The following is a 22,894-nucleotide window of genomic DNA, read 5'->3' as shown; positions in this document are numbered from 1 at the left end:
TAGATCACCTCCTTATCGGATTCAAAAACCCAAAACCGAGGGAGTTCTTCTCCCCCAGGCCACAGTCCATGATAAACTCGTAGAGCTTCCTCTCTTCTGGCTTTATCCTCTCCTTCTCGAGCAACTCCCAGTTGCTCCCTATGACTGGAAACGGAATTCCGTTCTTCACAACCTTAACGTACACATCAAGCTTCCCGTTCCTCCTCAGCTTCGGTAGAGTCCTTGTATATTACAACCGGGGAACCGGTCTGAAACGCCCTCTTCAGTTTAAGCCTGAACTTCTTGACCTCAATGAGCCTAAACTCGTCTTTCCCTATGTATATCGTTTCCCTGTCTTTGACGTTCTGGTAGATGGTCTCTATGAACCCCCTGTCCGGGGAAGATATCAGGAGCGTGTAGAGTCCCTTAGAATCCCTAAAGATGTCCGAAAAAGTGAAAAACTTGAACCTCTTCTCGTCATGCCTCAAGCCATACTCCGAGTCTTTGAGCATCGCATAGATGAACCCCTGAACGGCGTGCTTGTTCTCTCTCCACTCTCCCATTTCATTGAGGGGAAGAAAGGACAGCTTGAGCCTCATACTTACCACCACAGAGTACCATAATAGCGTTAACATGGAAAGTTAAAAATCTTACTCAATTACCATTGATAGTTAAATTATCTTCGGAGTACTCAATCTTGGGAAAATCTATAAATTCCTCCGCTGACTATCGGGGATCGTGAAGGACAGGGTTAGAGTCAGCAAGTTGATGGCTTATATCCTAAGGCACGGCCCGTGGGACTTCAACCTTAACCCTGATGAAGAAGGCTTTGTTGAACTTGGGGATCTGGTTAGGGCAATTAGAACTCACTATCCTTGGGTTACCGAGGAAACGATAAGGGAGATCGTTGAAAAGGACGATAAAGGGAGGTATGAGATAAGGGGGAGCAGGATAAGGGCGAGGTACGGGCACAGCTATCCTGTGGCGTTGAACCATGAGGAAGACAAAGAGTCGAAAGTTCTTTTCCACGGCACCCTAAGGAAGAACCTTAAATCGATAATGAGAGAAGGAATTAAGCCAATGAAGAGGCAGTTTGTCCACTTAAGCGTTAACTATGAAGATGCGTACTCTACGGGAAGGAGGCACGGGAGTGACGTCGTTGTTTTAATGATTGACTGCGAATGCCTCAGGAAGAAGGGCCTGAAGATATACAAGGCTGGGAAAAAGGTCAGGATTGTGAGGCACGTTCCTCCTGAGTGCATTTCAGGTGTTCTATGACAGATTTAATCACTACCTCACCCACCTCTCTCAAACTAACCCTTTCTCCGGTTTCGAGCATTAGGCTGGTGGCCTCGGGAGGTACTGGATTGTTCACGTTAATACCAACCCCTAGGACTGCTTTTAGGTTATAATTACTTCCTCTGACCTCGAGGATTATCCCGCCAATCTTCCTTCCGTTTATGTAGAGCTTTCCGCCTTCGTTCTCAACGTCCGCGTACTTCCCGAGAGCATTGGCAATAGCATTCCCCACATCGTTGACATCGATTAAGCATGGAGCCTTTACCGAGAAGTAGAGGCCTCCCTTGGGAGATATCCACCTCCCTCTACTCCCCCTACCTCCGGTCTGCTCCTCGGCTATTGCACCATCATACTTTGACCTCCAGACGACGTCCATAGTTGATTTAACCTTCCTGCAGTACAGGAAATCGAGACCGATCTCCCAGGGAAATGGAAAGTCGGGAGTTTTAATCAGCTGGTATCCCTGAGCCGTGGCCCTGATTACATATCCTACCGAGATCAAGGTCTTAATGTGCTTCCACACTGCAACTCTCGATATTCCTATCTCCCCAGCTATCTTCTCCCCAGAAACGATACCCCCTCTAAGCATCCTGAGGATTTTGGCCTTGAATTCAGGTTTAATGCACCTCACGAATCTCGTTAACCTAACTAATATTAAAAGGTTAACCTAAGTGGAAGCCATGAAGGCTAAAGAAGTAGCTTTAATAGGGCTGTTCGTGGCTTTGACGGCAATAGGTGCTCAAATAAGAATTTCTCTGGGTCCAGTGCCCTTCACGATGCAGGTCTTCTTCGTGATCTTGGCCGGCCTCATACTTGGAGCAAGACTCGGCTTCGTTAGCATAGCCCTCTATGACCTCCTGGGTGTCTTGGGACTTCCAGTATTCGCGGGGATGAAGGGAGGGCTTGGTATAGTTGTGGGTCCAACTGGAGGATATATACTGGCTTTCCCAATAGCATCTGGGATAGCCGGTCTAGGCAAGGGCAAACTAAGAATCCTAACGGCATATTTGGGCCTTGCAATAGTCTATATCATGGGGTGGGCCTGGCTCTCGAGGTTCCTCGGTTCTGAGAAGGCATTGAAGCTCGGTGTCCTCCCCTTCATCCTTCCGGACTTGGGAAAAGTTGCATTGGCACTTGTGGTTGCTAGAAGATATGAACGGCTGAAGCCTTGAAGCTCACGTAGACTTCCTTTCCTTCTCCTATCCCCATCTCCGCTAAGGATGACCTAGTTATGAAAGCCCTAAGCCTGACCCCCTGAACGTTAACCGTTACCCTAACGAGGGCCCCAAGATCCTCAATGCTCTCTACACTCCCTTTGAACTCGTTTCTTGCAGAGGATCTTATCGGGCTTAGGGATAGGATTATGTCTTCTGGCCTTACACCAATCCTTACCCTTCCCTGGGCTTCCCTGGGTAGCTCTATCCTTATTCCGCCGACTTCGAGGAACCTTCCCTTGGCTTCTCCTTCTATTATGTTCTCAAACCCCAGGAACCTAGCTACCTCCTCGCTCTTGGGCCTTGAGAAGACTTCACTCACTTCTCCGACTTGAACCAGCCTTCCGCTGAGCATAACTCCAACCCTGTCCCCTAGGCTCACGGCCTCCTCGAAGGAGTGGGTGACGTGTAAAGCAGTAAACCCAAGCTCCCTCCTCCACCTCTTCATCTCCCTGATAAGCTTACTCCTGGTCTGAACATCAAGGTTCGCGAAGGGCTCGTCCATGAGGATTAGCTCGGGCTCAATAACCAAGGCCCTGGCAATTGCCACCCTCTGCTGCTCTCCACCGCTGAGGGTCTTAGGCTTCCTGTGGAGTAAGTGCTTAATCCCAAGGACTTCCGCTATCTCCCTCACTTTCTTCTCGACCTCGGCCTTCGGAGTTTTCCTTATTTTGAGGCCGAAGGCTATGTTATCGTAAACGGTCATGTTGGGAAATAACGCGTAGTTCTGCGGGATGTAGGCTAAACCCCTCTTCTCTGGCGGATAATCGGTTATATCTTCACCGTTTAGGTAGATTTTACCTTTGTCGGGCTCGATTATTCCGGCTATTATCTCCAGGAGGACGGTCTTTCCGGCTCCGCTGGGGCCCAGGATTATGAAGTGTTCTTTCTCTTTAACGTCAAATGTCACATCTCTCAGCTTAAACTCCTTCCAGTCCTTATTGACACCTTCAACCTTGAGCATGGGATCACCCGGTTATTTTATCTAAAAACTCTCTTAGTCCAGTTTCTTTAAGAAACTCCTCTATGACCTCAGGATTCCTTCTGAGTATGTCTTCAATGAGTTTTCTATAGAGCCCTGACATTGAGTTCCCATCGTATTCCTTTGCAATCGCAAGAACATGCATAATATCTTTAGGCTTGAGCCTTCTTCCAGTGTCTTCTTTAAGTTGATTTAAAGAACGCTGGAACCTTGATAGCGTGCTCTCTTTTTCTGCAAGTAGTGTGAGCAGTAGTTCAAGCTCTCTCTTTTTCTCAATGACTGGGTTCTCAATATCAACATTACCAAGGCCGAAAGGTATAATTTCGGTGTCATTAATCCATAGAGAAGTTCCTTTCACAGTTGGGCTAAATTGTCTAAGGGAACTCTTGGCCCACCCTATTATATCAAGATTTGTGTCTATATCCCTCAACAAGCTAATTCTATGGAGTTTTACTTTGTGGAAATTGGCCCATGAGAGCACATTTCTAAGGACGTCCTTCATTCTGTATTTGTCTTGAGCGTTTATCAGGACTATAACAGTATTGTCTTTCCTGAATGTTACATATGTTAAATTAAACCCCGTTTTTCCGAGCCCCTCAATCTCGACTTTCTCTTTCCTGAAGCCGTAGATCTTTTCTATCAGAGTTTCAAAGACGGCCCTGTCTGTCTGGCCCTCTACCAATAATATGTTAACCTCCATAATTCATCCCCTTAAATCGATTCCGAGGATCTCTCTGATCTCTTTGGCGTTTTCAAATGTCTCTATACTATGCACGAGTTCCCCCTTTTCCTGCTTTATATAAATGATCCTCCCATTGACACTTTCTTCCATTCCGTATTCTAGAATCGTATCAATAAACTCTAGGCTATGAGTTGTTAAAAAAACTTGAACGTTATTTTCTTTCGCTCCTTTTATTAGAGTTTCAGTGGTCACTTCTAGTGATTTGGGATGGTGGAACGCTTCAACGGAGTCTATAAGGAGGTATCCATTTTTTGTTGAAGAAACGAGAAATGCTATCATAGAGAGGAACTTGAATCCATCCCCCATACTATAGTAGGGAATGCTTTTGGGGGCATGTTTTGTGTCTACATACATTAGAACACTTCCATCTTCGGGGACAGGGCTAAGCCCTTCGACTTCCGGATATGCTTCTTGGATAATTTCAAGTGCCTTATAATAAGACTTGGCCTTAAACGCCTTTGAAAAAACCTCTTCAATAAATCCAGGAGTGCTCATGTCATAAGGCGTTACAAACTCAATAGGAAATTCGATTGGATATAATTCGTCGTTAGGGGTAGTTATTACCATTGCTCCATTCTCTGAAATTAAAACCAAGGCTCTACGGCTAAATGAACCTGCTTTAATCTGGACCGGTACAATCTCAACAGATTCTGAAAGCATGTTCTTGAGAGTCTCACTGTCAAACTTGATACCGAATTCTTTTTCAATGGTCTGCGGGAGATAGCTGGGGTACATGAATCTCGCGGAAAAGGGAGTATTGTTGGCAACGAATGTTAGCTCTATTGGGGTCGAAGGGGTATTAAACAAAGAGTGCACCGATGCACGTTTTAACCATCCCCTCCACTTTAACACTCGATTTAGAATTTCCTTTAGTACTGATACATCCTGATTTACGGCTCCTAAGGCAATTGAAATTGCTTTAAGAATAGATGATTTTCCAACATTATTCCTTCCTACGATAACGTTAACTTGGCCTAAATCGGTGAGACGTAACTCTGAGATACCTCTAAAATTCTTAATGTGGAGGGATGTTATCATACCTATCTCTACCTCCTGTGGGAGAACCCCTTAATTATACTTTAATTTTTCTACCAACCAGCCACCTCAGGATGACGAATATCGTAAGGCTCATCGCGATCAGTATCACCGAGATCGGCCTTGAAGCCCTTAATCCGTAGTTGTTGAAGTACTCCATCACCAGAATTTGGGCGGTCTTTGGATAGTAGGCAACTATCAAAACCGCACCGACCTCGCTTATGGCCCTGGCCCACGCCATTATTGCTCCACTGGCTATCGAGGGAAACGCTATTGGGAGCGTCACCGAAAAGAAGGTCCTGAGCTGAGAGGCACCCAAAGTTCTCGCTACCTGCTCGAGCTTCTCGTCCACAGCTAGGAATCCATCCCTAGCGGCATTTATCGCGAAGGGAGCGGAAACAAACAGCATGGCAGCAACTATTCCCTTATAGCTGTCCAAGATTGCAGTTGAGAAGGTCACGAGGAGCATTATACCAACGACGGAGTGGGGGATTACAACGGGAACGTCAACTATGGCCTGCACTAGGCTTTTGCCCCTGAAATCCTTCCTCGCCAACACGTAACCCAGGGGAACTCCAAACAGGACGGACAGGACGGCTGTAGCAGTGGCAGTTAGAACGGAATTCCTTAAGGCCTCTAAAACGAGGGGATCGTGGAGGGTTTTTATGAGCATCTTGTAGTCATAGGCCTGCTTTGCGAATATCACCATTAGCGGGAGGGCTATGAAGACTATGAGGAAGCTCCCGATTGCTGCGAAGAAGTAAATTGTGTAGTCCCTCCTCATCTCTCTTGAAATCTTGACTGATTTAAAAAACGTTATTGTTTAATGATAATGTTTAACTTCGGGAGGAACCTCCCCTCGTCTTCATGAAATCCTCGTATTTCTCTCCCCAGTACTCTAGGAGCTCCTTCTCCTCTAGCTCGGCCAGCTTGTTCCACAGCGGGAGCATCAGCGAGTAACAGAAAAGCCCAGGAATACTTGAAAAGAAGAGGGCTATCCCGAAGCTCATGAAGATAAATGCTGAATAAAACGGATGCCTCACATACCTATAGGGCCCATCCGTCAACAGCTCTTTAAAATCCTCTGGCCTATCGTGCTTCTTCGGGAACAGTGAGTGGATGTAGATGGCTAAAGGAACCGTTATAGCAAGAATAAGAGCTCTTGCTATGTGCATTGCCCGAGACAATCCATCAACTGGCACGTGAAAGATTGCTGATATGGGGATTAAAAGAAAGAACACCGCGAACACTATTCTCCTGAACTTTGAAGACTCCATGTTATCTAATTATCCTGGGATCTTAATAGCACTATGGTAAACCTGACTTTACCGAAATCCGAGGATTTTGGTCAACTCAACTTTACCAAAATTTAGAAGAAAAAGAAAGACCCTAACCCTCAACCTTAACCAATCCCTTTATCTCCTCAGGGACGTTTCCAAAGGCTATCGGCGGTGTTATGAAGTCCTGATAGTTCTCCTTGAATACCCTCTGTCCGTTCTCTCCCAGTAGGTACTTGAGGAACTCTATCGCGAGATCTCTGTTGGGGGCATCCTTTAGAACCGTTACTCCGTAAACTATCGGCTTCGCCTTTATAGTCTTCCCGGTTGAGCCTAAGGTAATGGAAACCTGGCCGTAGAAGTCCGCCTTGCTGAAGTCTTTAAGGTTGATCTCATCTGGAAGTGTAATGTACTTGAGGTTGTGTTGCTCTGCAACGCTCTTGTAAATGAAGAAGTAGTCTAGGCTACCAGACTCAACCAAGGCAACTAAATCAGTTTCTTTTGGCCTTATAACAACCCTCCTGTCCCTGACCTGAATCTCCTTTGGAGCGTAGATGTGGGTTCCGTTCGCGTATATGTTAGTGGTCTTCTCAACTAGAGTTTCAAAGATCGGCTTCTTGTAGTAGAGGTCAGCCAACTTCATCACCATCACTGAACGATAGCCACAGGGATCCTGGTTTGGATCGCTGAAGCCGAACTTCACGTCCTCCCTGGCGAGTATCTCGTACCACTTATCAGGGTTCTTGAGCATCTCATCGGCGTACTTGCTCTTGTCCGTGAACGCTATGACTATCTCGTTAGTCGCAAACAGGACGTAGAAGTTGGTATAGTTTGGAACCATGAGCTGTGGAATTAGGGTGTAGTCGGCAACCGCCACTATATCGGCTTTCCTTCCCAAGTCCGTGACCTTCCTAACGGCCTTAACGCTTCCGCTCGCCTCATCCTGAAACGTCACCTTAACCCCAAGGTTCTTCTCGGCGTACTCGGCGAACTCCTTCTCCAGTTGTTGGAAGGGAACACTCAGGGAACCTGCATGGAATATTATTAGCTTCGCCTCCTTTACCTGTTTGGAGCTTGAAGTTCCCGTTGGGGTTGACGATCCAATGCAACCTAGGATTAGGACACCGAGAACTAGAATGCCTATTATTAGACCTCTCTTCATTTTGCAACCCCACCACTGTGACAAACAAAGGCATTTAAAAATTTCGTTAAATATGCTTAAATGTTAAGCAAAAATGTTTAACTAAAAATTTTCGAAGGAAACGTTTTAATTCCAGCAGAATACTTAAATGGGGGATTCTCATGAGGCTAGCCCTTATAGATGGAGAGCACTATCCCGACGTGAACAGATGGGCCCTTGATAAAATAAGACCCTGCTGTGCGGTCTTCGTGGGAGGAATTGAGAAGATAGGTGGGATAGAGGACGTTGAAAAAGCCCTCGGCGTGAAATTATACCATAACTCGGATATATTTAGGGCGCTGGAGAGAGCCCTATCAGAAAATAACGTTAAAGAAGTTTTTGATTTGAGCGATGATCCCGTTTTAACCCCAGAGCTCAGGTTTAGGGTTGCCTCATTTCTCTTAAGGAGGGGAATAAGCTACATTGGTGCGGACTTCCAATTCAGGCCAAAAGAGTGGCTTAAGATTGATGTTCCCTCAATAAACATCATAGGGACCGGAAAAAGGGTGGGGAAAACTTCCGTTGGGGCCTTTGTAGGCAGAACATTAAAGGATCTGTACAGAGTCGTAATAGTCACAATGGGCAGGGGAGGACCCGAGAGCCCCGAGGTTATAAGGGGGGATCTCATAGAGATAACTCCCGAGTTCCTTCTAAAGGTTGCTGAGGAGGGGAAACATGCTGCCTCCGATCACTTTGAAGATGCCCTAATGGCGGGAGTTGCTACAGTCGGCTGTAGGAGGTGCGGAGGAGGCTTAGCTGGCTTCTCATTCTTTGATGTTGTAAAGGAAGGGATAGAAGTTGCGAAATCCCTAAACCCGGACTTAATAGTATTCGAGGGCTCAGGGGCAACGTTCGCCAACGTCCTCTCTGAAGGTTTCATAACGGTCGTAAGCGCTAGGCAGGGAGTATCCAAGGTTAGGGACTACTTCGGGCCCTTTAGAGTCTCCTTGGCTGACATAGTCGTTGTTACAATGGCCGATTCTGTTGGAGAGAGCGAGCTCAGGGAGATTCTCAGGGTCGTTGAAGAAATCAATCCATCAGCTGACGTTCACGTTACAAGGTTCGCCCCCAGGCTCATAGGTAAGGTAGAGGGCAAGGCAATAGTCGTCACTACATCTCCAGAGTCGGCGAGGAAAGTTGCCGAGGAGTTAAAAAGGGATGGAATTGATGTCGTTGGTTATTCGGGTAGCCTAGCCAACAGGAAAAAGCTGAGGGAAGAGCTTTCGAACTTTGGTTACGACACCGCCATAGTGGAGCTTAAAGCCGGGGCGGTTGATGTTGTGGTTAGGGATGCCCTAGGCAAGGGCAGAAATATCGTATTTCTCGACAACGAGCCAAGGAACATTGACGGCAAAGACCTCGCAAAGGCTGTTAGGGAGCTCGCGAGGAGGGTTGTAAATGATAAGGGTGGTTGAGAAGGGAGGCAAAGTATCGCTTCCCTTTTCGAGGGGGATCCTCACGAGGTCAATAACATCTGTTGGAATAGACGTTGACCTAGCCTACAGCATAGCGATAGAGGTTCAGGAGGAACTTAGAAGGAAAGGAAAAACCCTGGTTACCAAGGACGAGATAAGGAGATTAACCTATCAAAAGCTCGTTGAGAGGGGGTTTAAGGAGGAGGCAAAGAGATACCTCTTCTGGAGGAGATTCCGAAAGATGAAGATTCCCCTAATAATCCTCCTGGGCGGTCCCACCGGGGTTGGAAAGTCCACTATAGCCACAGAGCTCGCCTTTAGACTTGGTATAAGGAGCGTCATAGGGACTGACACTATAAGGGAGGTCCTGAGAAAGATAATTACTCCTGAGTTACTCCCTACAATCCACACATCCACATTTTTGGCTTGGAAGGAGCTTAGGGGGACTATAGAGGGATCGCCAGTAATAGCTGGGTTCGAAAGCCAAGTGAGTGCTGTTTCCGTTGGGATAAACGCCGTGATCCAGAGGGCTAGAAGGGAAGGACTAAACGCGATAATCGAGGGAATTCACGTTGTCCCTGGGTTCGTTGACATGAACCATGAGATGACTTTTATGTACATGATAGTTGCGAGAAGCAGGGAAGAGCTCGAGGCAAGGTTCTACGAGAGAACTAGGTACAGCAAGAGATCCGCCGAGTATTACATAGCTCACCTTGATGCAATACTTGAAATACAGGACTACCTTATAGAGAGGGCTAAGGGCTTTGGGATACCAATAATAGAAAACATAGAGCTCGAGGGGACCGTTGGCAGGATAATGCAGGATATAATGGAAAAAACAGTGGAAATAATGAAGAAGAAAGGACTTGACATGTTAGAGGAACCTTAGGGACACGTCACCGTAGAGTATCTTCCTCACTTCACCGCTGTCAAGCCTAAGGATAAGCCTCCCATCTTCATCTATTCCCTCAGCAACCCCCGTAATTTCTCCATCCCCGATGACCTTGACCGGGACGTTGAGTATCATTAACTCTCTTGCCAATTCTACTATTGTCTCGGGGGATTCTAAATAGATCTCGTACAGCTCGTCGAGGTTCTCTAACAGGGTTTTAAAGGCCTCCACCAAATCTACCTTCCTGTTTAGAACATCCTTTACGGCTATTCCGTTTTCGGGGGCATCGTTGTTTACATTGACTCCAATGCCCAGGATCACCTTCTCCCCGACCTTTTCAGTTAAAATCCCCGATATCTTCTTGAAGTTTACTAAAACATCGTTTGGCCACTTTATTCTCCCTGGAATTGACAGCTCTTCTAGCATTCTAACAACCCCTATGGCTCCCAGGAAAACTATCTTTGGAATGTCCTGGGGTTCAACCTTTGGCTTTAAAACTACCGAAAGCCACAACCCTCCCTCTGGGGAAATCCATTCCCTGTTAAGTCGTCCTCTTCCTCTTGCCTGCCTGTCAGCGATAATGACTGTCCCCTCTTCAACATCGAGGGATTTTGCCACATCATTCGTAGAGGAAATTTCCTGGTAGTATATCACCCTTTTGCCGATTACAGAAGTTTTTAGGCCAAGCATATGTTAAGCTAACCGCAAGGTTTATAAAAATCATACTTCACCATAACTTTCGAGGGTGGGGCGGTAGCTCAGCCTGGGAGAGCACCGGACTGAAGATCCGGGTGTCGGGGGTTCAAATCCCCCCCGCCCCACCAGCGCTTGTGCGGTGGTAGTCTAGCCTGGTCTAGGACGCCGGCCTTCCGAGCCGGCGACCCGGGTTCAAATCCCGGCCACCGCACCATTCTTCTTCTAAGAATTTTAGAAACACCTCCTTGGGTAGCTATTTTTCTTAGTTTCCCTGATCCTTTCTCGAATTTGCTAATTCTCTGCTCTTTAGTCTTTGGAGGGTTTTAGTAACATACTGTGAAAATATCACTAAATGTTTAAATTTTGGTTATACTATGTAACGAATTTTCTTCAAATTTGTCTGTTAAATTATCAGAAATCTTAGTTATATATTGACGCACGATATATCCTGAGCTTTTGGCATGATGGAACATGAGAGAAGAGTGGCATTCGAGAGAAGGCTTCAGGGCATTTTGGAGTCTGCAAGGGTGTTTAACTTTTAGATATTTTGAGGTTGCACCTCCTTTTATACATTGAATACGAGGTTTATAGCCCGAGTTAAGATCCGCGTTATTGGCAGGTATAATGTGGCCCGTCATCGAAAGGCTTATAATATCGGAGCTTTTTTAGAGGATATTGGGAGAATTGCACGAAAAATCGCGCCTGTTCCAATAAGACTAGAAGAGAATTGAAAGTTTGACCCCGAGAAGGTTAGGGCAAAAGTTATCTTTGTTCCAATAAGACTAGAAGAGAATTGAAAGAGCTTCATTCCGGACGGGCCCAGCTCGGCCGGGCGCCAGTTCCAATAAGACTAGAAGAGAATTGAAAGAGTTTCGTGTTGTTCAGCCAGACCTCCACCCTTACGCTGTTCCAATAAGACTAGAAGAGAATTGAAAGACGAGACTGCGGCGACGGCTATTATTGCGGCGAGCACGTTCCAATAAGACTAGAAGAGAATTGAAAGACTTCTATAATCGACACGTCAACATTTCCCATCTCAGTTCCAATAAGACTAGAAGAGAATTGAAAGTGGCAAAACATCCAGCTCCTGCTGCAGTCCCCAAGTTCCAATAAGACTAGAAGAGAATTGAAAGCCTAAGAAGTTGTTCTTCAGGGTATTAACAAAGTTTGGTTCCAATAAGACTAGAAGAGAATTGAAAGACGGTAGCCTGCCTTGAACGCCCTGTCGTCGTTCACCATGTTCCAATAAGACTAGAAGAGAATTGAAAGTTCTCAACGAATGCTTTAACGTCGATCGGAGGTTTGAAGTTCCAATAAGACTAGAAGAGAATTGAAAGAAATGACGGCTTGGGGTAAGTATCGCTGCCCCTACTGCTTGTTCCAATAAGACTAGAAGAGAATTGAAAGTTGATATCTCGATAATTTAGCATACCTCGCATTAAACGTTCCAATATGACTAGAAGAGAATTGAAAGAAAGGGGTATTAAATCCTGCCGTACTTCTTCATTATCTCCACTAGTTTATCCTTTGGGAGCTCGTACCTCACGTGATTATCTCGTCCATCCATAGTCCTTGCGCTCAGTAGTGAGTTTATTATTGCCTCTTCCACGGCTTCCGCCGTTGCCTTAAACAATGGTGAGAGAACTGAGTCGGGCAACGCTTTAATTTCCATAATATCCTTCTCGTAGTGCTTAACCCTGTTTGCAGTTGAGAATGCAACCGCTATGTCTCCGCTTCCGTTGTAGGCGTAGCCTCCAGTTCTAGCTAACCCCACCGTTGCCCTCTTGGCCAGCCTGTTTAGCTGTCTTGAGGTTAAGGGTGCATCGGTGGCAATGACCATTATTATGCTTCCCTTACCCTCTCCTCCTTTACCTGGCCAGTCTTTCAGCTCAATACCCACGGGCACTCCCGCTATCGTTAAATCCTCCCTCCTTCCAAAGTTGCTGAGAACTAATGCTCCGACCGTGTACTTCCTACCTTCTATCTCTACTACCCTTGACGCTGATCCTATACCTCCCTTAAACTCGAATGCACTCATTCCCGTCCCAGCTCCAACCGCTCCCTCCTCAAAATCCTCACTGGCATTCTCAATGGCCTCAACAACGTGCTCTCTCTTCACGTGCCTCCCGCGTATGTCGTTGAGGTAGGAATCATTGCACTCTAGAACTAGAGGATTTACCGATCCAGTTTTCACGCCGATATCATCGTTCTCCCTCAGAACGTAGTCGAGGAGACCATCAACAGCCGTCCCTATGCTGAGGGTGTTTGTTAGTATTATCGGAGTCTCTACGACCCCAAGCTCCCAGAGCTGTATCAGTCCCACTGGCTTGGAGTAACCGTTCATAACGAAGGCTCCGGCTAAAACTTTCTCCTTGTATATATTTCCATCGTGGGGAAGTATTGCTGTGACCCCAGTTCTTACCGGCCCTTTCCCGGGGATCAGCTTTCCATTACCTTTTATCAGGGTCACGTGGCCAATCTTCACTCCCTTAACGTCAGTTATTGAGTCTTTCCTTCCTTTTTTGAAGACACCTATCTCGATTCCCAGCTCATGGGCCTTCATGTTTGAATGTTTGTGCATTGGTTTTTTATTCTTCCTCCCTCGCCTTCATTTTGAGGTTCTCTATGGGTTCAAGCTCCGATGTTAAGAAATTGTAGGCTTTGTCTGATAAGGCCTCCTTTTCTATGCTCACTATTAATATTCCCCTGTTTAGTGTTGCCAAGTCTTTAAGGGTAGTTATGAACTTGAACACGGCATCTTCTCCATTCTCCAAAATTAGATAGTCGACGCAGTCTATTAGAATGACTTTATCAACATCAACGCTCTTCAAGAAATCCGCGAGTCTCTGGATTAGGTACTCTAGCCTTGTGGGGCTTATTGCATCTTCATGCTGGACTTTTGATATCCATATGACGGGGGTCAGCTTTAGTCCTAGTTTTTCCCTAAATATTTCCGGTGGGTTTCTAGTTATGGCTATGCCAGGAAGCCTCATCTTTAAGAGTTCCTTAAACGCCGCATAGCACTCTTCTCGTCTACACCAGTACCCTCCCCAGGCCTCCAGTGTTGGCTCCGTGACAACCTTGAGAACCATGTATTTCCCCCTTCCAAAAGGAACATAGAACATCATTACTGAGAGAAGGAGCAGGAAGGCTGCGACGGTTAGTAGCACTGACCTTACAGCCTGCCAGTACTCTCTTTCAGCGTATAAGACCGTAGTGTTTATTAAGGCACCAATTATTTGGGCCAAAGTTATTACAACGAAGCTTATGAATCCTAAAAAGGATGCTAGTGCGAAGGGCCTGTATCGGAGGGTTGCTCTAGCTCTTCGCCTAAGGATGAAAATTATTACTGTTGCAGTTAAAGTCGTTGCCATGACTATTAAATCTCTGACAAAATAGCCTAAGTGCACTATCTCCATAGTGTAACCCAAGAAATTTTAATTTGCCTTGGACTTTATATCCTTTGTCCTGTGATGAATCTCGCTCGGCTGAGTGGTGATGAGGGGCATACTGGCTGAGGTGGTCTTATGTGGAGGGAGAAGCTCGGTTTAGTCCACATATACACAGGAAACGGGAAGGGCAAAACGACTGCTGCTATAGGGCTGGCAGTTAGAATGCTAGGTTCCGGCGGTAGAGTTATAGTGATACAGTTCATGAAGGCTCCTAAGGTCTATGGGGAGTATCACATGGCTGAGAAGTGCGGTTTTGTGATAGAGTCTTATGGCCTTCCAAAGTTCGTTCATGGAAAGCCCGGGCAGGATGATATAGAAGCTGCAAAAAGGGCCCTTGAGAGGGCTAAAGAGGTAGTGAAGAGCGGGGAGTGGGATCTGGTAATATTGGATGAGATCTGCGTTGCCCTTGGCTTTGGGATGATAAGCGTTGATGAGGTTAAGGAGCTCATAAGGAGTAAAGCCCCAAACACTGAGCTTGTCCTAACGGGCAGGTACTGTCCAGAAGAGCTCTACGAGCTGGCTGACTACGTCACCGAAATGAGGGAGATAAAGCATCCCTACCAGAAAGGGATTCTTGCTAGGAGGGGTGTTGAGTATTAGTCTTCGCCCTTCTTCTCCATCTTAATTATGTAGTCTGCGGCATTTTGAAGTGCCACAGAAAAGCCCGGCTCAATTCCAATTATAACTGTCTCCTTTCCCCTCCTCTTGGCCTCACTTATGAGGGGGAGGAAGTCTGCATCCCTCGTGGCCAAGGCAAGAACGTCTATATCTGCGTTGTATATCAGCTCCATGGCTTCTATTGCAACCCTAACATCCGTGTCTCCAGCCACTATTATGGGTTCGAATCCCTGGTTGACCACGGCCTCAATTAGTCCCTGGGGTGCGTACTGATTGAGAACGACTTTAGCTACCCTTATCTTTCCTATCTTTTCCAAGGCTGCCTTTATGTCCTCAAGCTTTATCCCGAACTCCTTCCTTAGGATGTTGGGTCCATCGATGATCAATCCTATCGTCTTCTCCCCTTCTTCCTCCTCCCTCTTCAGTATCTTCGCTATAACCCTCCTCAACCCCCTCACCCCTTGGCGTGAGGATTATTACGTAGTCTGCTGCATGCTTTAGCGCTGAGCTCAGCCCGGGCTCAACTCCAATAATTGCCGTCTCCTTCCCTTTTTCCTTGGCCTTGAGGATTATTGGGACGAACTCGGTATTCCTCGTTGCTAGGGCTATCATGTCTATGTTTGGGTTGTAGACTTCCCTCATTGCCTCGACTGCCAGCTTTACCCCTATCTCTCCGGCCACTATTACGGGCTCAAACCCCTGATTTGATACTGCTTCAATTAAGCTCTGGGGTGCGTACTGATTTAATATAACCTTAGCAACTCTAATGTTCCCGAGTTTGCTTAGGGCCTCGACTATATCTTCCAGATGTATGCCGAGGTCTTTCCTGAGTATGTTGGGCCCGTCAACTAGGAGGGCTATCCTCTTACCTCGCGTTATAATCTTGCTCTTTATCAGTGCAATACTCTTAACACCCTCAACGATCCTCTCCCATCTTGCCATCGTTGCCACCTGGGCATTGATGTAATCTGCGGTAATCGATGAAGTATGCCAAGTAGTAATGGTCTAACAAGTATTTTTGCTTTTCTATTATACAAGCCCGCTGAGCAGAACTTTCCTGAGATCCTCTGAGGTTTTAACGGTGAAAAAGCTCCACCACACTTTCTCGTTTTTCTTCATAAGCTCCTCTATCTCCAAGAACTCTGCATCTATATACTCTGGGAGTTTCCTTATATCCTTCTCCCCTTCTGCCTTCATGCCTCCGAGGGCATTTCTCAAGGCCCTTACATTGTACACGGCGTGGAAAACTTCTGCTTCACCATTTTTCCACCTTGGGATTAGGGCATCGAGGAATTCCTCTAGGTACAATGACGTCATGTAGTTGATCAAAAAGGGCATCACGAGAGGTTTGTCTCCTTTTATCAGGAATATATCCCCCCCTGGGGGCAGGCCTTCGAGAAGGGCGTCTACCACCGTTTTGCCCTTCACTGGCCTGACGTTACTAACGTGCAGTGAGTACTTCCTTTCCTGTCCCTTCTTGACGAGGGTTATAACGTCTTCTACCCTCTTTGCCTGTCTAAGCCTTTCCTCTATGATCTTCACCATGGGCTCGTCGTTTATCGGGATGAGGTAGTTGTCAGTTTTCCTGAGCTTGACCGCAAATATCACGCCAAGCATTTTAACTCCCTCACCGAATTTTTCGCGATGATAAGGAAGGTCAAGAGGGAGATAAGGGTTGTTGGGTTTGATGATGGTACTTTTAAATTTAAGGCTAAGGGTGAGAAGGTAATCCTAGTTGGAGTTGTCATGAAAGGGTCAATGGACGTCCTTGGGGTTGTTACCAGGTGGATTTCTATTGATGGTCTAGATGCTACCGATGCGATGATAGATGCTATTCTGTCTTCGAGGTTTAAGGATCTCAGAGTTATCCTCCTCAAGGGGATAACATACGCAGGTTTCAACGTTGTCGACGTTTGCAGGCTCTCTGAGGAGACGGGATTGCCTGTTATAGTCGTTATAAGGAAGAAGCCCAACTTTGAGGCAATTGAGAATGCCCTTAGAAAACACTTCCCTGATTACGATGTTAGGCTTTCTCTACTGAAAAGGGGCGGGCCGATAAGAGAGCTGATCCCAGGAAAGTTGTACTACCAAGCGGTTGGCGTAAACGATGAAACTGCCAGGGAGATCTTGACTGTAACGAGAAGGAATTCTTTAATTCCTGAGGCCCTGAGGTTGGCCCACATGATAGCTTCTGCCGTCATGACTGGCGAGAGTAGGAAGGAGTGATTTGAACAAGGATTGCTCCTGTTATTATTAAACCCGCTCCGATTATCTGCAGGACTGTGAGGCGCTCTCCAAAGATAAGAAATGCAAGGGTCATTGCAACTACTGGCTCTATCGTTGCTATAACTGACGCTCTGCTTATCTCTACGGTTTTGAGGGCCGTATTGTAGAGTATGTATCCCAGGAATGTTGGGAAAAAAAGCTAGGGCCACTAGGTAAGGAATTGCTCCCGTTGGGACCCTAAAGTCAGTGAATGGTATCAGGAAAAGCATTCCGATGAGGAGAACATTGAAGAGTGCCTTCTCTGGCTCTTCTTTCCTAACGGCCATCTTTGAAAAGACACCGTAGAGGGAGTATGTAAGGCCACTGGCGAGGCCCGTTGCTATGGCAAGCTTCGAAACGGTGATTGAGTCAGTGTTCAGGAGTACAACTCCGGTAATCACTAGTGCAACGGCTAACAGTTTAGTTGGCGTTATCTTTTCCTTGAATATCAGCCTCCCAAATAGAACCGAGTACGCAGGAGCCGTATAGAGCATGAGGACGGCGAATGAAACTGAAGAAATTTTCACCGTGTAAAAGTACAGAGCATAGAAGAGGAATATACTGAAGAATGCATAAGCAAGGTAAAATCTTATCCTCTCCCTCTCGATGAAGGGGTCAATTCCTTTAACTTTCAGGTAGGCAAAGAGGAATATGACAGCGAAAAACACCCTGTAGAAGATTATCGTGTATGTTGATAGGTTGTACTGGTACAGGAATTTTGCAAATATTCCAAGAGTTCCCCACATTGCAGCTGCAAGGAAAACTAAGATGTACCCCCTCATCGCTCAGCCGTTCTTCCCCTTCCTTATTAACTTTGCGAGAAATCCCTTTAAAGAGGCCCGCGTTTATCCCTATTGGTGTTGAACATGAAGGTGTTGCTTTTAGGATTTGAATACCTCCCCATTAAGGTTGGTGGACTTGCCGAGGCTCTGACTTACATATCGAAGGCTTTAGCTGAGCTTGGTCATGAAGTTATAGTCTTCACCCCTTCTCACGGAAAGTTTCAAGGGGACAGAATTGGAAGGGTTAAGGCCTTTGGCGAGAGCGTTGAGGTTAAGGTTCACCTTGAAAAGGAGGGAAATTTGAGGGTCTACAGGATCGGTGGGGGCCTTTTAGATTCTACTGATGTTTACGGCCCAGGATGGGATGGTCTCCTTAGAAAGTCCGTCTTCTTTGGGAAGGCGAGTGTTCTCGTGTTAAATGAGTTATTGAAGGATGAGGACCTCCCAGGAGTAGTTCACTTTCATGATTGGCACACCGTATTTGCCGGGGCCCTAATAAAGAAGTACTTCCAGATTCCAGCCGTTTTTACTATCCATAGGCTTAACAAAGCTAAGATTCCGGCTTACTACTTCCATGAGGCCAACCTTTCCGAGCTGGCCCCCTATCCTGACCTGGATCCTGAACACACTGGAGGCTACATCGCTGACATCGTAACTACGGTTAGTAGGGGCTACCTCTTGGATGAGTGGAGCTTCTTCAGGAACTTCGATGGAAAGGTCACTTACGTTTTCAACGGCATTGACTGTAGCTTCTGGAGCGAAGAGTTCCTTGAGGGCACGAGGGAAGAGCGGAGGAGAAAGTTGCTATCGAAGTTTGGTATGGATGATGGAGTTACCTTCATGTTCATAGGTAGGTTTGATAGGGGTCAGAAGGGTGTTGACGTTCTGTTAAGGGCTATAGAGATACTGTCCTCTAGGGAGGAGTTCAAAGAAATGAGGTTTATAATAGTGGGAAAGGGTGATCCTGGGCTTGAAGAGTGGGCGAAGAGACTGGCAAACTCCCACAAGAATATAGTTGTCCTTACTCAGATGCTCTCTAGGGAGTTTGTGAGGGAGCTTTATGGTTCCGTGGACTTCGTCGTTATTCCGTCATACTTTGAACCCTTTGGCCTTGTCCAGCTTGAGGCGATGTGTCTTGGGGCTATTCCAATAGCTTCTTCGGTTGGCGGTCTCAGGGACACGATAATAAGCCTTGATAAGGAACCTCATACTGCCACCGGCTTGCTAGTTCAGCCTGGTGATCCCTGGGCATTAGCTAATGCAATGCTAAAGATGTTTCACATGGCTAAAGAGAACTCAAAACTCGTTGAGGAGCTGAGGGAGAACTGCAGGAGAAGGGCAAGAAGTTTTTCTTGGAAAAAAGCGGCTGAAAGGTATGTAAGGGTATATGGGGGGAGTGTAGATAGGTTCTTTGATTTCGCTTTGTGATCAGCACCGGAGTTACTCCCTCACCGCTCGGGTAGCGGCCAAGCTCATCATCTCATTTATTTTTTAGGTATTCCTCTAAATAAGTTGATGCTACTTCACTTTCCTCTTCAATCGTCCAGAGCCTCTCCTCATCAACTATCTTCTTCAGTATTTTAAGAACTTCTTTAGGGGCATCCAGCTTTAAAACTACTGAGGCATCAAACTTTTCGAGGGCTCCGTGAGGCTCTATGTATATCGTGTTTTCAAGTATGTGCATTTTAGTCAAGGCTGCTTTTATAAAGGCTTCGTGCTCGGTTCCATCTTCCCTCCAGAATGCATAAAATGTCATATGCCCGTCACGAAGGAACACCTGAATTGTAGGAGGTATGGTTCCCTCAATAACTGGGTATTCCCTGTCCCCTATTATCATGTATGCTATGCCCTTCAGCGTTGCTATTCTGAGTCCCTCACAGAGATCCCTCACATACGTTCCTATTACGAACTTAACTGTCTCCATACTCAATCATCATAATTTATACGTCCTCAAAACGCTTAAGTAATTCCTCATTAACGCTTTCTGGAGGTGGTATAATGAGGATAGTAGCTGCCGATACTGGTGGAGCAGTCCTTGATGACGCTTTCCAACCTTTGGGATTAATAGCGACGGTAGCCGTTCTCGTCGAAAAGCCGTATAAAACCGCAAGTGAGGTCATGGTTCGCTTTGCGGATCCATATAATTATGATCTTAGTGGAAGACAGGCTATTAGGGATGAGATGGAGCTCGCTATAGAGCTCGCGAAGAAGGTTAAGCCTGATGTTATTCACTTGGACTCTACATTAGGTGGAATTGAAGTCAGAAAGCTTGATGAGCCGACTATAGATGCTCTTGGGATATCCGATAGGGGTAAGGAGGTCTGGAAAGATCTCTCAAAGGATCTTCAACCCTTAGCGAAGAAGTTCTGGGAGGAGACTGGGATAGAGGTAGTGGCAATAGGGAAGAGTAGCGTTCCAATTAGGATTGCTGAGATATATTCTGGGATATACTCGGCTGTGTGGGCCTTCAAGGAGGCCCAAGAGAAAGGTCATGTGATTGTTGGCCTTCCCAGGTATATGGAAGTTAAAGTTGAGGGCAGTAAGCTCGTTGGAAGGAGTCTTGATCCTAGGGAGTACGGCCTCTTCGGCGTAGTTGAGTTCGAAGTTCCTGAGGGGCTTAAGTGGGAGGTATATCCAAATCCTTTAGTCAGAAGGTTCCTTATATTCGAAGTTACATCTAAGCATTGACATTTTGTCAATTTTTCACCCAAATTTTTATAAATAATTTGCCAAAAATCCTAAATTTGGGTTTCTCTAGTAGTTATGGTGATCAAATGAGGTTTCTCATGATCGGAATGGGAGGGACGATAGCAAGCGTGAGGGGGAGCGAAGGTTATGAGAGCGCCCTCTCGGCGGAAGAGATATTGAAGATCTCCGGGATAAAGACTGATCATGAGATTGAGTTCTTGGATCTAATGAACATTGACAGCACGTTAATTCAGCCTTCAGATTGGGTTAAATTAGCTGAGGAGGTTTACAAGAGGGCGGGAGATTTTGATGGTATATTGATAACTCACGGTACTGATACATTAGCCTACACAGCTTCCATGCTCTCTTTTATGGTTAGGGGTGTGAACCTGCCTATAGTTCTTACTGGCTCGATGGTACCCTTAATGGAGAAAAACAGTGATGCTCCATTTAACCTGCTTACCGCTCTCAAGTTTCTTGAGAGTAGAATCCCAGGAATTTTCGTAGCATTTAATGGTAAGGTCATGCTTGGGGTGAGGACTTCGAAGGTAAGAACGATGAGTCTAGATGCCTTCGAGAGCATAAACTATCCCATCATCGCTAAACTAATAGGTGATAGGCTGAGCGTACTTTACAGGCCAAAGCTAGATCCTGGGAAGACAAAGTTAGACACCAGGCACGAACCTAAGGTTCTGGTTCTTAAGCTAATCCCTGGACTTTCTGGTGATATAATCCTCAAGGCTATAGAGGTGGGCTACAGGGGGATAATCTTAGAGGGATATGGGGCTGGTGGTATCCCTTACAGGAACAGCAACCTTTTGCAGGTTATCTCCGAGATTTCCTCGGAAGTACCAGTTGTAATGACGACCCAAGCCGTCTACGATGGGGTAGATCTTATGAGGTATAAGGTAGGAAGAATGGCTCTCAGGGCTGGGATAATTCCGGCTGGAGACATGACAAAAGAGGCTACCGTGACGAAACTTATGTGGATTTTGGGGCACACAAGAAAAGTTGAGGAAATCAGAGAGTTGATGAGAAAGAACATGGTAGGAGAGCTCACTCGAGTTTCTTGATTTCTTCTTCTCCAATCATTAGGGGTCTCTTTGCCTCATAGACATCTGCGAGCTCCCACTTAACCTCTCCCTTATTCATGAGCTCCGCATACTTCTTTGCTAGCTCTACGGCCTTCTCGTAGCTATCTGCCTCAACTATTCTCCTGACGTACCACTTTCTGCTTCCAAACCTTAACTTGAACTCGGCCATGTACATGATCATCACCATCCAGAATTTATTTTATGGAGATAAAACTTTTCCTCCTCAGTCTGGAACGGCTTCCTCATCAACTCGGCAGCTACCCTGTTGCCATCATCGGACATCCTTTTATACTTGGCTGGGCTTAAATAGTTTCAGCCGATGATGATGGATCAACCGGCTGACCTGTGATGAAGTCCGCATCACCTGAAGGCTCTTAAATGGTTTATGAGTATCCTTATATCCGTTTTGAAGGGTTCCGACGCTCTCTCTTCTTCCTCTTCTAGCTTTTTGATAACCTCCTCAATGCTTTGAGCTTCCCTAGCTATTGACTCTGCGAGCTCTTTAAGCTTCTGATAGTACTCAACATAGGGTCTAATCTCGAGTAGGGCATTAGTTATATCTACCATCTCCTACCACCCAAAAGCCAGTACCACCAGTATCTCTGCATATCTTCAATCTTCCCCAGGGTTATCAATCTCCTAAGTATAAGGAAGTTTAGCAGGAGTAGCAGGTATATCATAATCGAGTACAGAGGAACCACAGTTGACAGGAACGCGAAGTAGTCCCAGAGAAAGTGGAGCAATATGGCCATGGCAAAGTAGGGAGTTACCGTGTGTATCTTTCCTTCCGCCTTAAGTCCGTATCCGACCCCAACTATTGCGCTCCACGTTGCGTGTGCAAATGGAGTCAGAAGGGCTCTGGAGATCGTTGTTCCAAGGCCATATCCTAGACCGTAGAGGAGGTTCTCCGTTGCTGCAAAGCCCAATCCCGCTGCAACACCATAGACAACACCATCCATGATTCCAAAGAGGTTTCCAGTATTATAGGCATACTTTATAGCTACAGCCTTTGCGGGCTCTTCAACGACTCCAGCAACAAGGGCAGTGTAGAAAAACGTGGCTGGGAGCAGGGCTGGAATGCTCTGGAACCACCTTGGCACTAAGATGCTCTCGAGAACTATTGCAACCGCAATAGAAAGGCTACCTCCCATAATGAATGTTCCAATAACAACTTTCTTTGGTTCCGGTTCAAGCTTGTCTTGGTGGTAGAAGTACCACAGCAAAGCTAGGGCAGGGGCGTACGCGAAAAATATGAGATAAGTGATTAGGGACACTATATCACCA

28 protein-coding genes, 2 tRNA genes, 1 pseudogene and 1 CRISPR repeat array are annotated in these 22,894 nt (G+C 46.2%); of the genes and pseudogenes, 11 read left to right on the top strand and 20 right to left on the bottom strand.

All coding sequences use genetic code 11. The annotated features are described in order from the left end of the window. Nucleotides 1-4: 4 nt before the first annotated feature. Complete coding sequence (locus tag A3L04_RS11415) at nucleotides 5-184, bottom strand: CRISPR-associated endoribonuclease Cas6 (RefSeq protein WP_338066277.1); 180 nt, start codon at nucleotides 182-184, stop codon at nucleotides 5-7. Nucleotide 185: 1 nt separating this feature from the next. After that, nucleotides 186-578, bottom strand: a complete 393-nt coding sequence (locus A3L04_RS01015) for a hypothetical protein (protein ID WP_338066276.1) — start codon at nucleotides 576-578, stop codon at nucleotides 186-188. A gap of 169 nt (nucleotides 579-747) precedes the next feature. On the opposite strand from A3L04_RS01015, the gene A3L04_RS01010 reads away from it, so the two are divergent. Further along, on the top strand, nucleotides 748-1,257 hold the full coding sequence (locus A3L04_RS01010) for an RNA 2'-phosphotransferase (RefSeq protein WP_068579417.1): 510 nt from the start codon (nucleotides 748-750) through the stop codon (nucleotides 1,255-1,257). Here A3L04_RS01010 and A3L04_RS01005 read toward each other — a convergent pair. Continuing rightward, the gene (locus A3L04_RS01005; protein WP_084448832.1) at nucleotides 1,208-1,909 is read right to left on the bottom strand and encodes an HTH domain-containing protein; all 702 of its coding nucleotides are present in this window, start codon (nucleotides 1,907-1,909) and stop codon (nucleotides 1,208-1,210) included. The genes A3L04_RS01010 and A3L04_RS01005 overlap by 50 nt on opposite strands. A 49-nt stretch (nucleotides 1,910-1,958) precedes the next feature. Here A3L04_RS01005 and A3L04_RS01000 point away from each other — a divergent pair, with 49 nt between their 5' ends. Next, nucleotides 1,959-2,450: a biotin transporter BioY gene (locus A3L04_RS01000; protein ID WP_068575895.1), complete on the top strand. Its 492-nt coding sequence runs from the start codon at nucleotides 1,959-1,961 to the stop codon at nucleotides 2,448-2,450. On the opposite strand, the gene wtpC is transcribed toward A3L04_RS01000, so the two are convergent. The 6 genes from wtpC to wtpA all read right to left on the bottom strand — a co-directional run bounded on the left by wtpC (nucleotide 2,422) and on the right by wtpA (nucleotide 7,690). After that, a complete protein-coding gene (wtpC, locus tag A3L04_RS00995) occupies nucleotides 2,422-3,456 on the bottom strand; it encodes a tungstate ABC transporter ATP-binding protein WtpC (RefSeq protein ID WP_068575893.1) in 1,035 nt (344 codons plus the stop codon). The genes A3L04_RS01000 and wtpC overlap by 29 nt on opposite strands. A 4-nt stretch (nucleotides 3,457-3,460) precedes the next feature. Next, nucleotides 3,461-4,174: a DUF3226 domain-containing protein gene (locus A3L04_RS00990; protein ID WP_068575891.1), complete on the bottom strand. Its 714-nt coding sequence runs from the start codon at nucleotides 4,172-4,174 to the stop codon at nucleotides 3,461-3,463. Between the two features lie 3 nt (nucleotides 4,175-4,177). Then, complete coding sequence (locus tag A3L04_RS00985; protein ID WP_068575889.1) at nucleotides 4,178-5,254, bottom strand: AAA family ATPase; 1,077 nt, start codon at nucleotides 5,252-5,254, stop codon at nucleotides 4,178-4,180. 34 nt (nucleotides 5,255-5,288) lie between these two features. Further along, nucleotides 5,289-6,035 carry a tungstate ABC transporter permease WtpB gene (wtpB, locus tag A3L04_RS00980; RefSeq protein ID WP_068575887.1) on the bottom strand — a complete coding sequence of 249 codons (747 nt, stop codon included), beginning with the start codon at nucleotides 6,033-6,035 and terminating at the stop codon, nucleotides 5,289-5,291. A 52-nt stretch (nucleotides 6,036-6,087) separates the two neighbouring features. Further along, nucleotides 6,088-6,528, bottom strand: a complete 441-nt coding sequence (locus A3L04_RS00975) for a methyltransferase family protein (RefSeq protein WP_068575885.1) — start codon at nucleotides 6,526-6,528, stop codon at nucleotides 6,088-6,090. 112 nt (nucleotides 6,529-6,640) lie between these two features. Next, entirely contained in the window at nucleotides 6,641-7,690 is a 1,050-nt protein-coding gene (wtpA, locus tag A3L04_RS00970) for a tungstate ABC transporter substrate-binding protein WtpA (protein ID WP_068575883.1), read from the bottom strand. A 140-nt stretch (nucleotides 7,691-7,830) separates the two neighbouring features. Here wtpA and A3L04_RS00965 point away from each other — a divergent pair, with 140 nt between their 5' ends. Both A3L04_RS00965 and A3L04_RS00960 read left to right on the top strand, forming a co-directional pair. Then, nucleotides 7,831-9,123 carry a CobW family GTP-binding protein gene (locus tag A3L04_RS00965; RefSeq protein WP_068575878.1) on the top strand — a complete coding sequence of 431 codons (1,293 nt, stop codon included), beginning with the start codon at nucleotides 7,831-7,833 and terminating at the stop codon, nucleotides 9,121-9,123. Further along, nucleotides 9,107-10,012, top strand: a complete 906-nt coding sequence (locus tag A3L04_RS00960; RefSeq protein WP_068575876.1) for a 2-phosphoglycerate kinase — start codon at nucleotides 9,107-9,109, stop codon at nucleotides 10,010-10,012. The genes A3L04_RS00965 and A3L04_RS00960 overlap by 17 nt, the downstream gene beginning before the upstream one ends. Here the strand turns inward: A3L04_RS00960 and A3L04_RS00955 are convergent. Next, the gene (locus tag A3L04_RS00955) at nucleotides 9,998-10,705 is read right to left on the bottom strand and encodes a biotin--[acetyl-CoA-carboxylase] ligase (RefSeq protein ID WP_068575874.1); all 708 of its coding nucleotides are present in this window, start codon (nucleotides 10,703-10,705) and stop codon (nucleotides 9,998-10,000) included. The two genes, A3L04_RS00960 and A3L04_RS00955, sit on opposite strands and share 15 nt — an antisense overlap. Nucleotides 10,706-10,762: 57 nt before the next feature. On the opposite strand from A3L04_RS00955, the gene A3L04_RS00950 reads away from it, so the two are divergent. Together A3L04_RS00950 and A3L04_RS00945 are read left to right on the top strand one after the other, a co-directional pair. Continuing rightward, nucleotides 10,763-10,839 (top strand) — tRNA-Phe (locus A3L04_RS00950). Nucleotides 10,840-10,847: 8 nt separating this feature from the next. Next, nucleotides 10,848-10,925, top strand: a tRNA-Gly gene (locus A3L04_RS00945). 490 nt (nucleotides 10,926-11,415) lie between these two features. Then, a CRISPR array of direct repeats spans nucleotides 11,416-12,185; the repeat unit is 30 nt; unit sequence GTTCCAATAAGACTAGAAGAGAATTGAAAG. A 9-nt stretch (nucleotides 12,186-12,194) separates the two neighbouring features. On the opposite strand, the gene A3L04_RS00940 is transcribed toward A3L04_RS00945, so the two are convergent. Both A3L04_RS00940 and A3L04_RS00935 read right to left on the bottom strand, forming a co-directional pair. Then, a complete protein-coding gene (locus tag A3L04_RS00940) occupies nucleotides 12,195-13,274 on the bottom strand; it encodes a DmpA family aminopeptidase (RefSeq protein WP_068575873.1) in 1,080 nt (359 codons plus the stop codon). Nucleotides 13,275-13,299: 25 nt separating this feature from the next. Beyond that, entirely contained in the window at nucleotides 13,300-14,130 is an 831-nt protein-coding gene (locus tag A3L04_RS00935) for a DUF835 domain-containing protein (protein WP_068575871.1), read from the bottom strand. Between the two features lie 108 nt (nucleotides 14,131-14,238). Here A3L04_RS00935 and cobO point away from each other — a divergent pair, with 108 nt between their 5' ends. Continuing rightward, nucleotides 14,239-14,763, top strand: coding sequence for a cob(I)yrinic acid a,c-diamide adenosyltransferase (cobO, locus tag A3L04_RS00930; RefSeq protein ID WP_068575869.1), 525 nt, complete (start codon nucleotides 14,239-14,241; stop codon nucleotides 14,761-14,763). Here cobO and A3L04_RS00925 read toward each other — a convergent pair. From A3L04_RS00925 to mobA, 3 genes are all read right to left on the bottom strand, one after another. Further along, nucleotides 14,760-15,230, bottom strand: coding sequence for a TIGR00288 family NYN domain-containing protein (locus A3L04_RS00925; protein ID WP_084448831.1), 471 nt, complete (start codon nucleotides 15,228-15,230; stop codon nucleotides 14,760-14,762). The two genes, cobO and A3L04_RS00925, sit on opposite strands and share 4 nt — an antisense overlap. Beyond that, a complete protein-coding gene (locus A3L04_RS00920; RefSeq protein WP_068575868.1) occupies nucleotides 15,115-15,723 on the bottom strand; it encodes a TIGR00288 family NYN domain-containing protein in 609 nt (202 codons plus the stop codon). The genes A3L04_RS00925 and A3L04_RS00920 overlap by 116 nt, the downstream gene beginning before the upstream one ends. An 87-nt stretch (nucleotides 15,724-15,810) precedes the next feature. Further along, the gene (mobA, locus tag A3L04_RS00915; RefSeq protein WP_068575865.1) at nucleotides 15,811-16,398 is read right to left on the bottom strand and encodes a molybdenum cofactor guanylyltransferase; all 588 of its coding nucleotides are present in this window, start codon (nucleotides 16,396-16,398) and stop codon (nucleotides 15,811-15,813) included. A 27-nt stretch (nucleotides 16,399-16,425) separates the two neighbouring features. Here mobA and A3L04_RS00910 point away from each other — a divergent pair, with 27 nt between their 5' ends. Continuing rightward, nucleotides 16,426-17,007: an endonuclease dU gene (locus tag A3L04_RS00910; RefSeq protein WP_068575864.1), complete on the top strand. Its 582-nt coding sequence runs from the start codon at nucleotides 16,426-16,428 to the stop codon at nucleotides 17,005-17,007. Here the strand turns inward: A3L04_RS00910 and A3L04_RS00905 are convergent. Further along, nucleotides 16,979-17,828 (bottom strand): annotated as a pseudogene (locus A3L04_RS00905) (carboxylate/amino acid/amine transporter). The gene A3L04_RS00910 and the pseudogene A3L04_RS00905 overlap by 29 nt on opposite strands. Before the next feature lie 84 nt (nucleotides 17,829-17,912). Between A3L04_RS00905 and A3L04_RS00900 the strand changes: the two are divergent. After that, the gene (locus tag A3L04_RS00900) at nucleotides 17,913-19,256 is read left to right on the top strand and encodes a glycogen/starch synthase (protein ID WP_068575860.1); all 1,344 of its coding nucleotides are present in this window, start codon (nucleotides 17,913-17,915) and stop codon (nucleotides 19,254-19,256) included. A 52-nt stretch (nucleotides 19,257-19,308) separates the two neighbouring features. On the opposite strand, the gene A3L04_RS00895 is transcribed toward A3L04_RS00900, so the two are convergent. Then, nucleotides 19,309-19,752, bottom strand: a complete 444-nt coding sequence (locus A3L04_RS00895; protein ID WP_068575858.1) for a hypothetical protein — start codon at nucleotides 19,750-19,752, stop codon at nucleotides 19,309-19,311. Nucleotides 19,753-19,826: 74 nt separating this feature from the next. Between A3L04_RS00895 and A3L04_RS00890 the strand changes: the two genes are divergently transcribed. Together A3L04_RS00890 and A3L04_RS00885 are read left to right on the top strand one after the other, a co-directional pair. After that, complete coding sequence (locus A3L04_RS00890) at nucleotides 19,827-20,516, top strand: DUF4152 family protein (RefSeq protein WP_068575856.1); 690 nt, start codon at nucleotides 19,827-19,829, stop codon at nucleotides 20,514-20,516. 86 nt (nucleotides 20,517-20,602) lie between these two features. After that, entirely contained in the window at nucleotides 20,603-21,589 is a 987-nt protein-coding gene (locus A3L04_RS00885; RefSeq protein WP_068575854.1) for an asparaginase, read from the top strand. Here A3L04_RS00885 and A3L04_RS00880 read toward each other — a convergent pair. The 3 genes from A3L04_RS00880 to A3L04_RS00870 form a co-directional block, all read right to left on the bottom strand. Further along, complete coding sequence (locus A3L04_RS00880) at nucleotides 21,573-21,785, bottom strand: hypothetical protein (RefSeq protein ID WP_068575852.1); 213 nt, start codon at nucleotides 21,783-21,785, stop codon at nucleotides 21,573-21,575. The two genes, A3L04_RS00885 and A3L04_RS00880, sit on opposite strands and share 17 nt — an antisense overlap. A gap of 185 nt (nucleotides 21,786-21,970) precedes the next feature. After that, nucleotides 21,971-22,177 (bottom strand): hypothetical protein, encoded by a 207-nt coding sequence (locus A3L04_RS00875; RefSeq protein WP_068575850.1) that lies wholly within the window; start codon nucleotides 22,175-22,177, stop codon nucleotides 21,971-21,973. Then, a complete protein-coding gene (locus A3L04_RS00870) occupies nucleotides 22,171-22,884 on the bottom strand; it encodes a PrsW family intramembrane metalloprotease (RefSeq protein WP_068575849.1) in 714 nt (237 codons plus the stop codon). The genes A3L04_RS00875 and A3L04_RS00870 overlap by 7 nt, the downstream gene beginning before the upstream one ends. Nucleotides 22,885-22,894 lie beyond the last annotated feature (10 nt).

Origin of the sequence: Thermococcus chitonophagus, assembly GCF_002214605.1 — an archaeon.
Taxonomy (GTDB): Archaea; Methanobacteriota_B; Thermococci; order Thermococcales; family Thermococcaceae; genus Pyrococcus; species Pyrococcus chitonophagus.
This window is presented reverse-complemented; position numbering and strand designations above follow the sequence as displayed.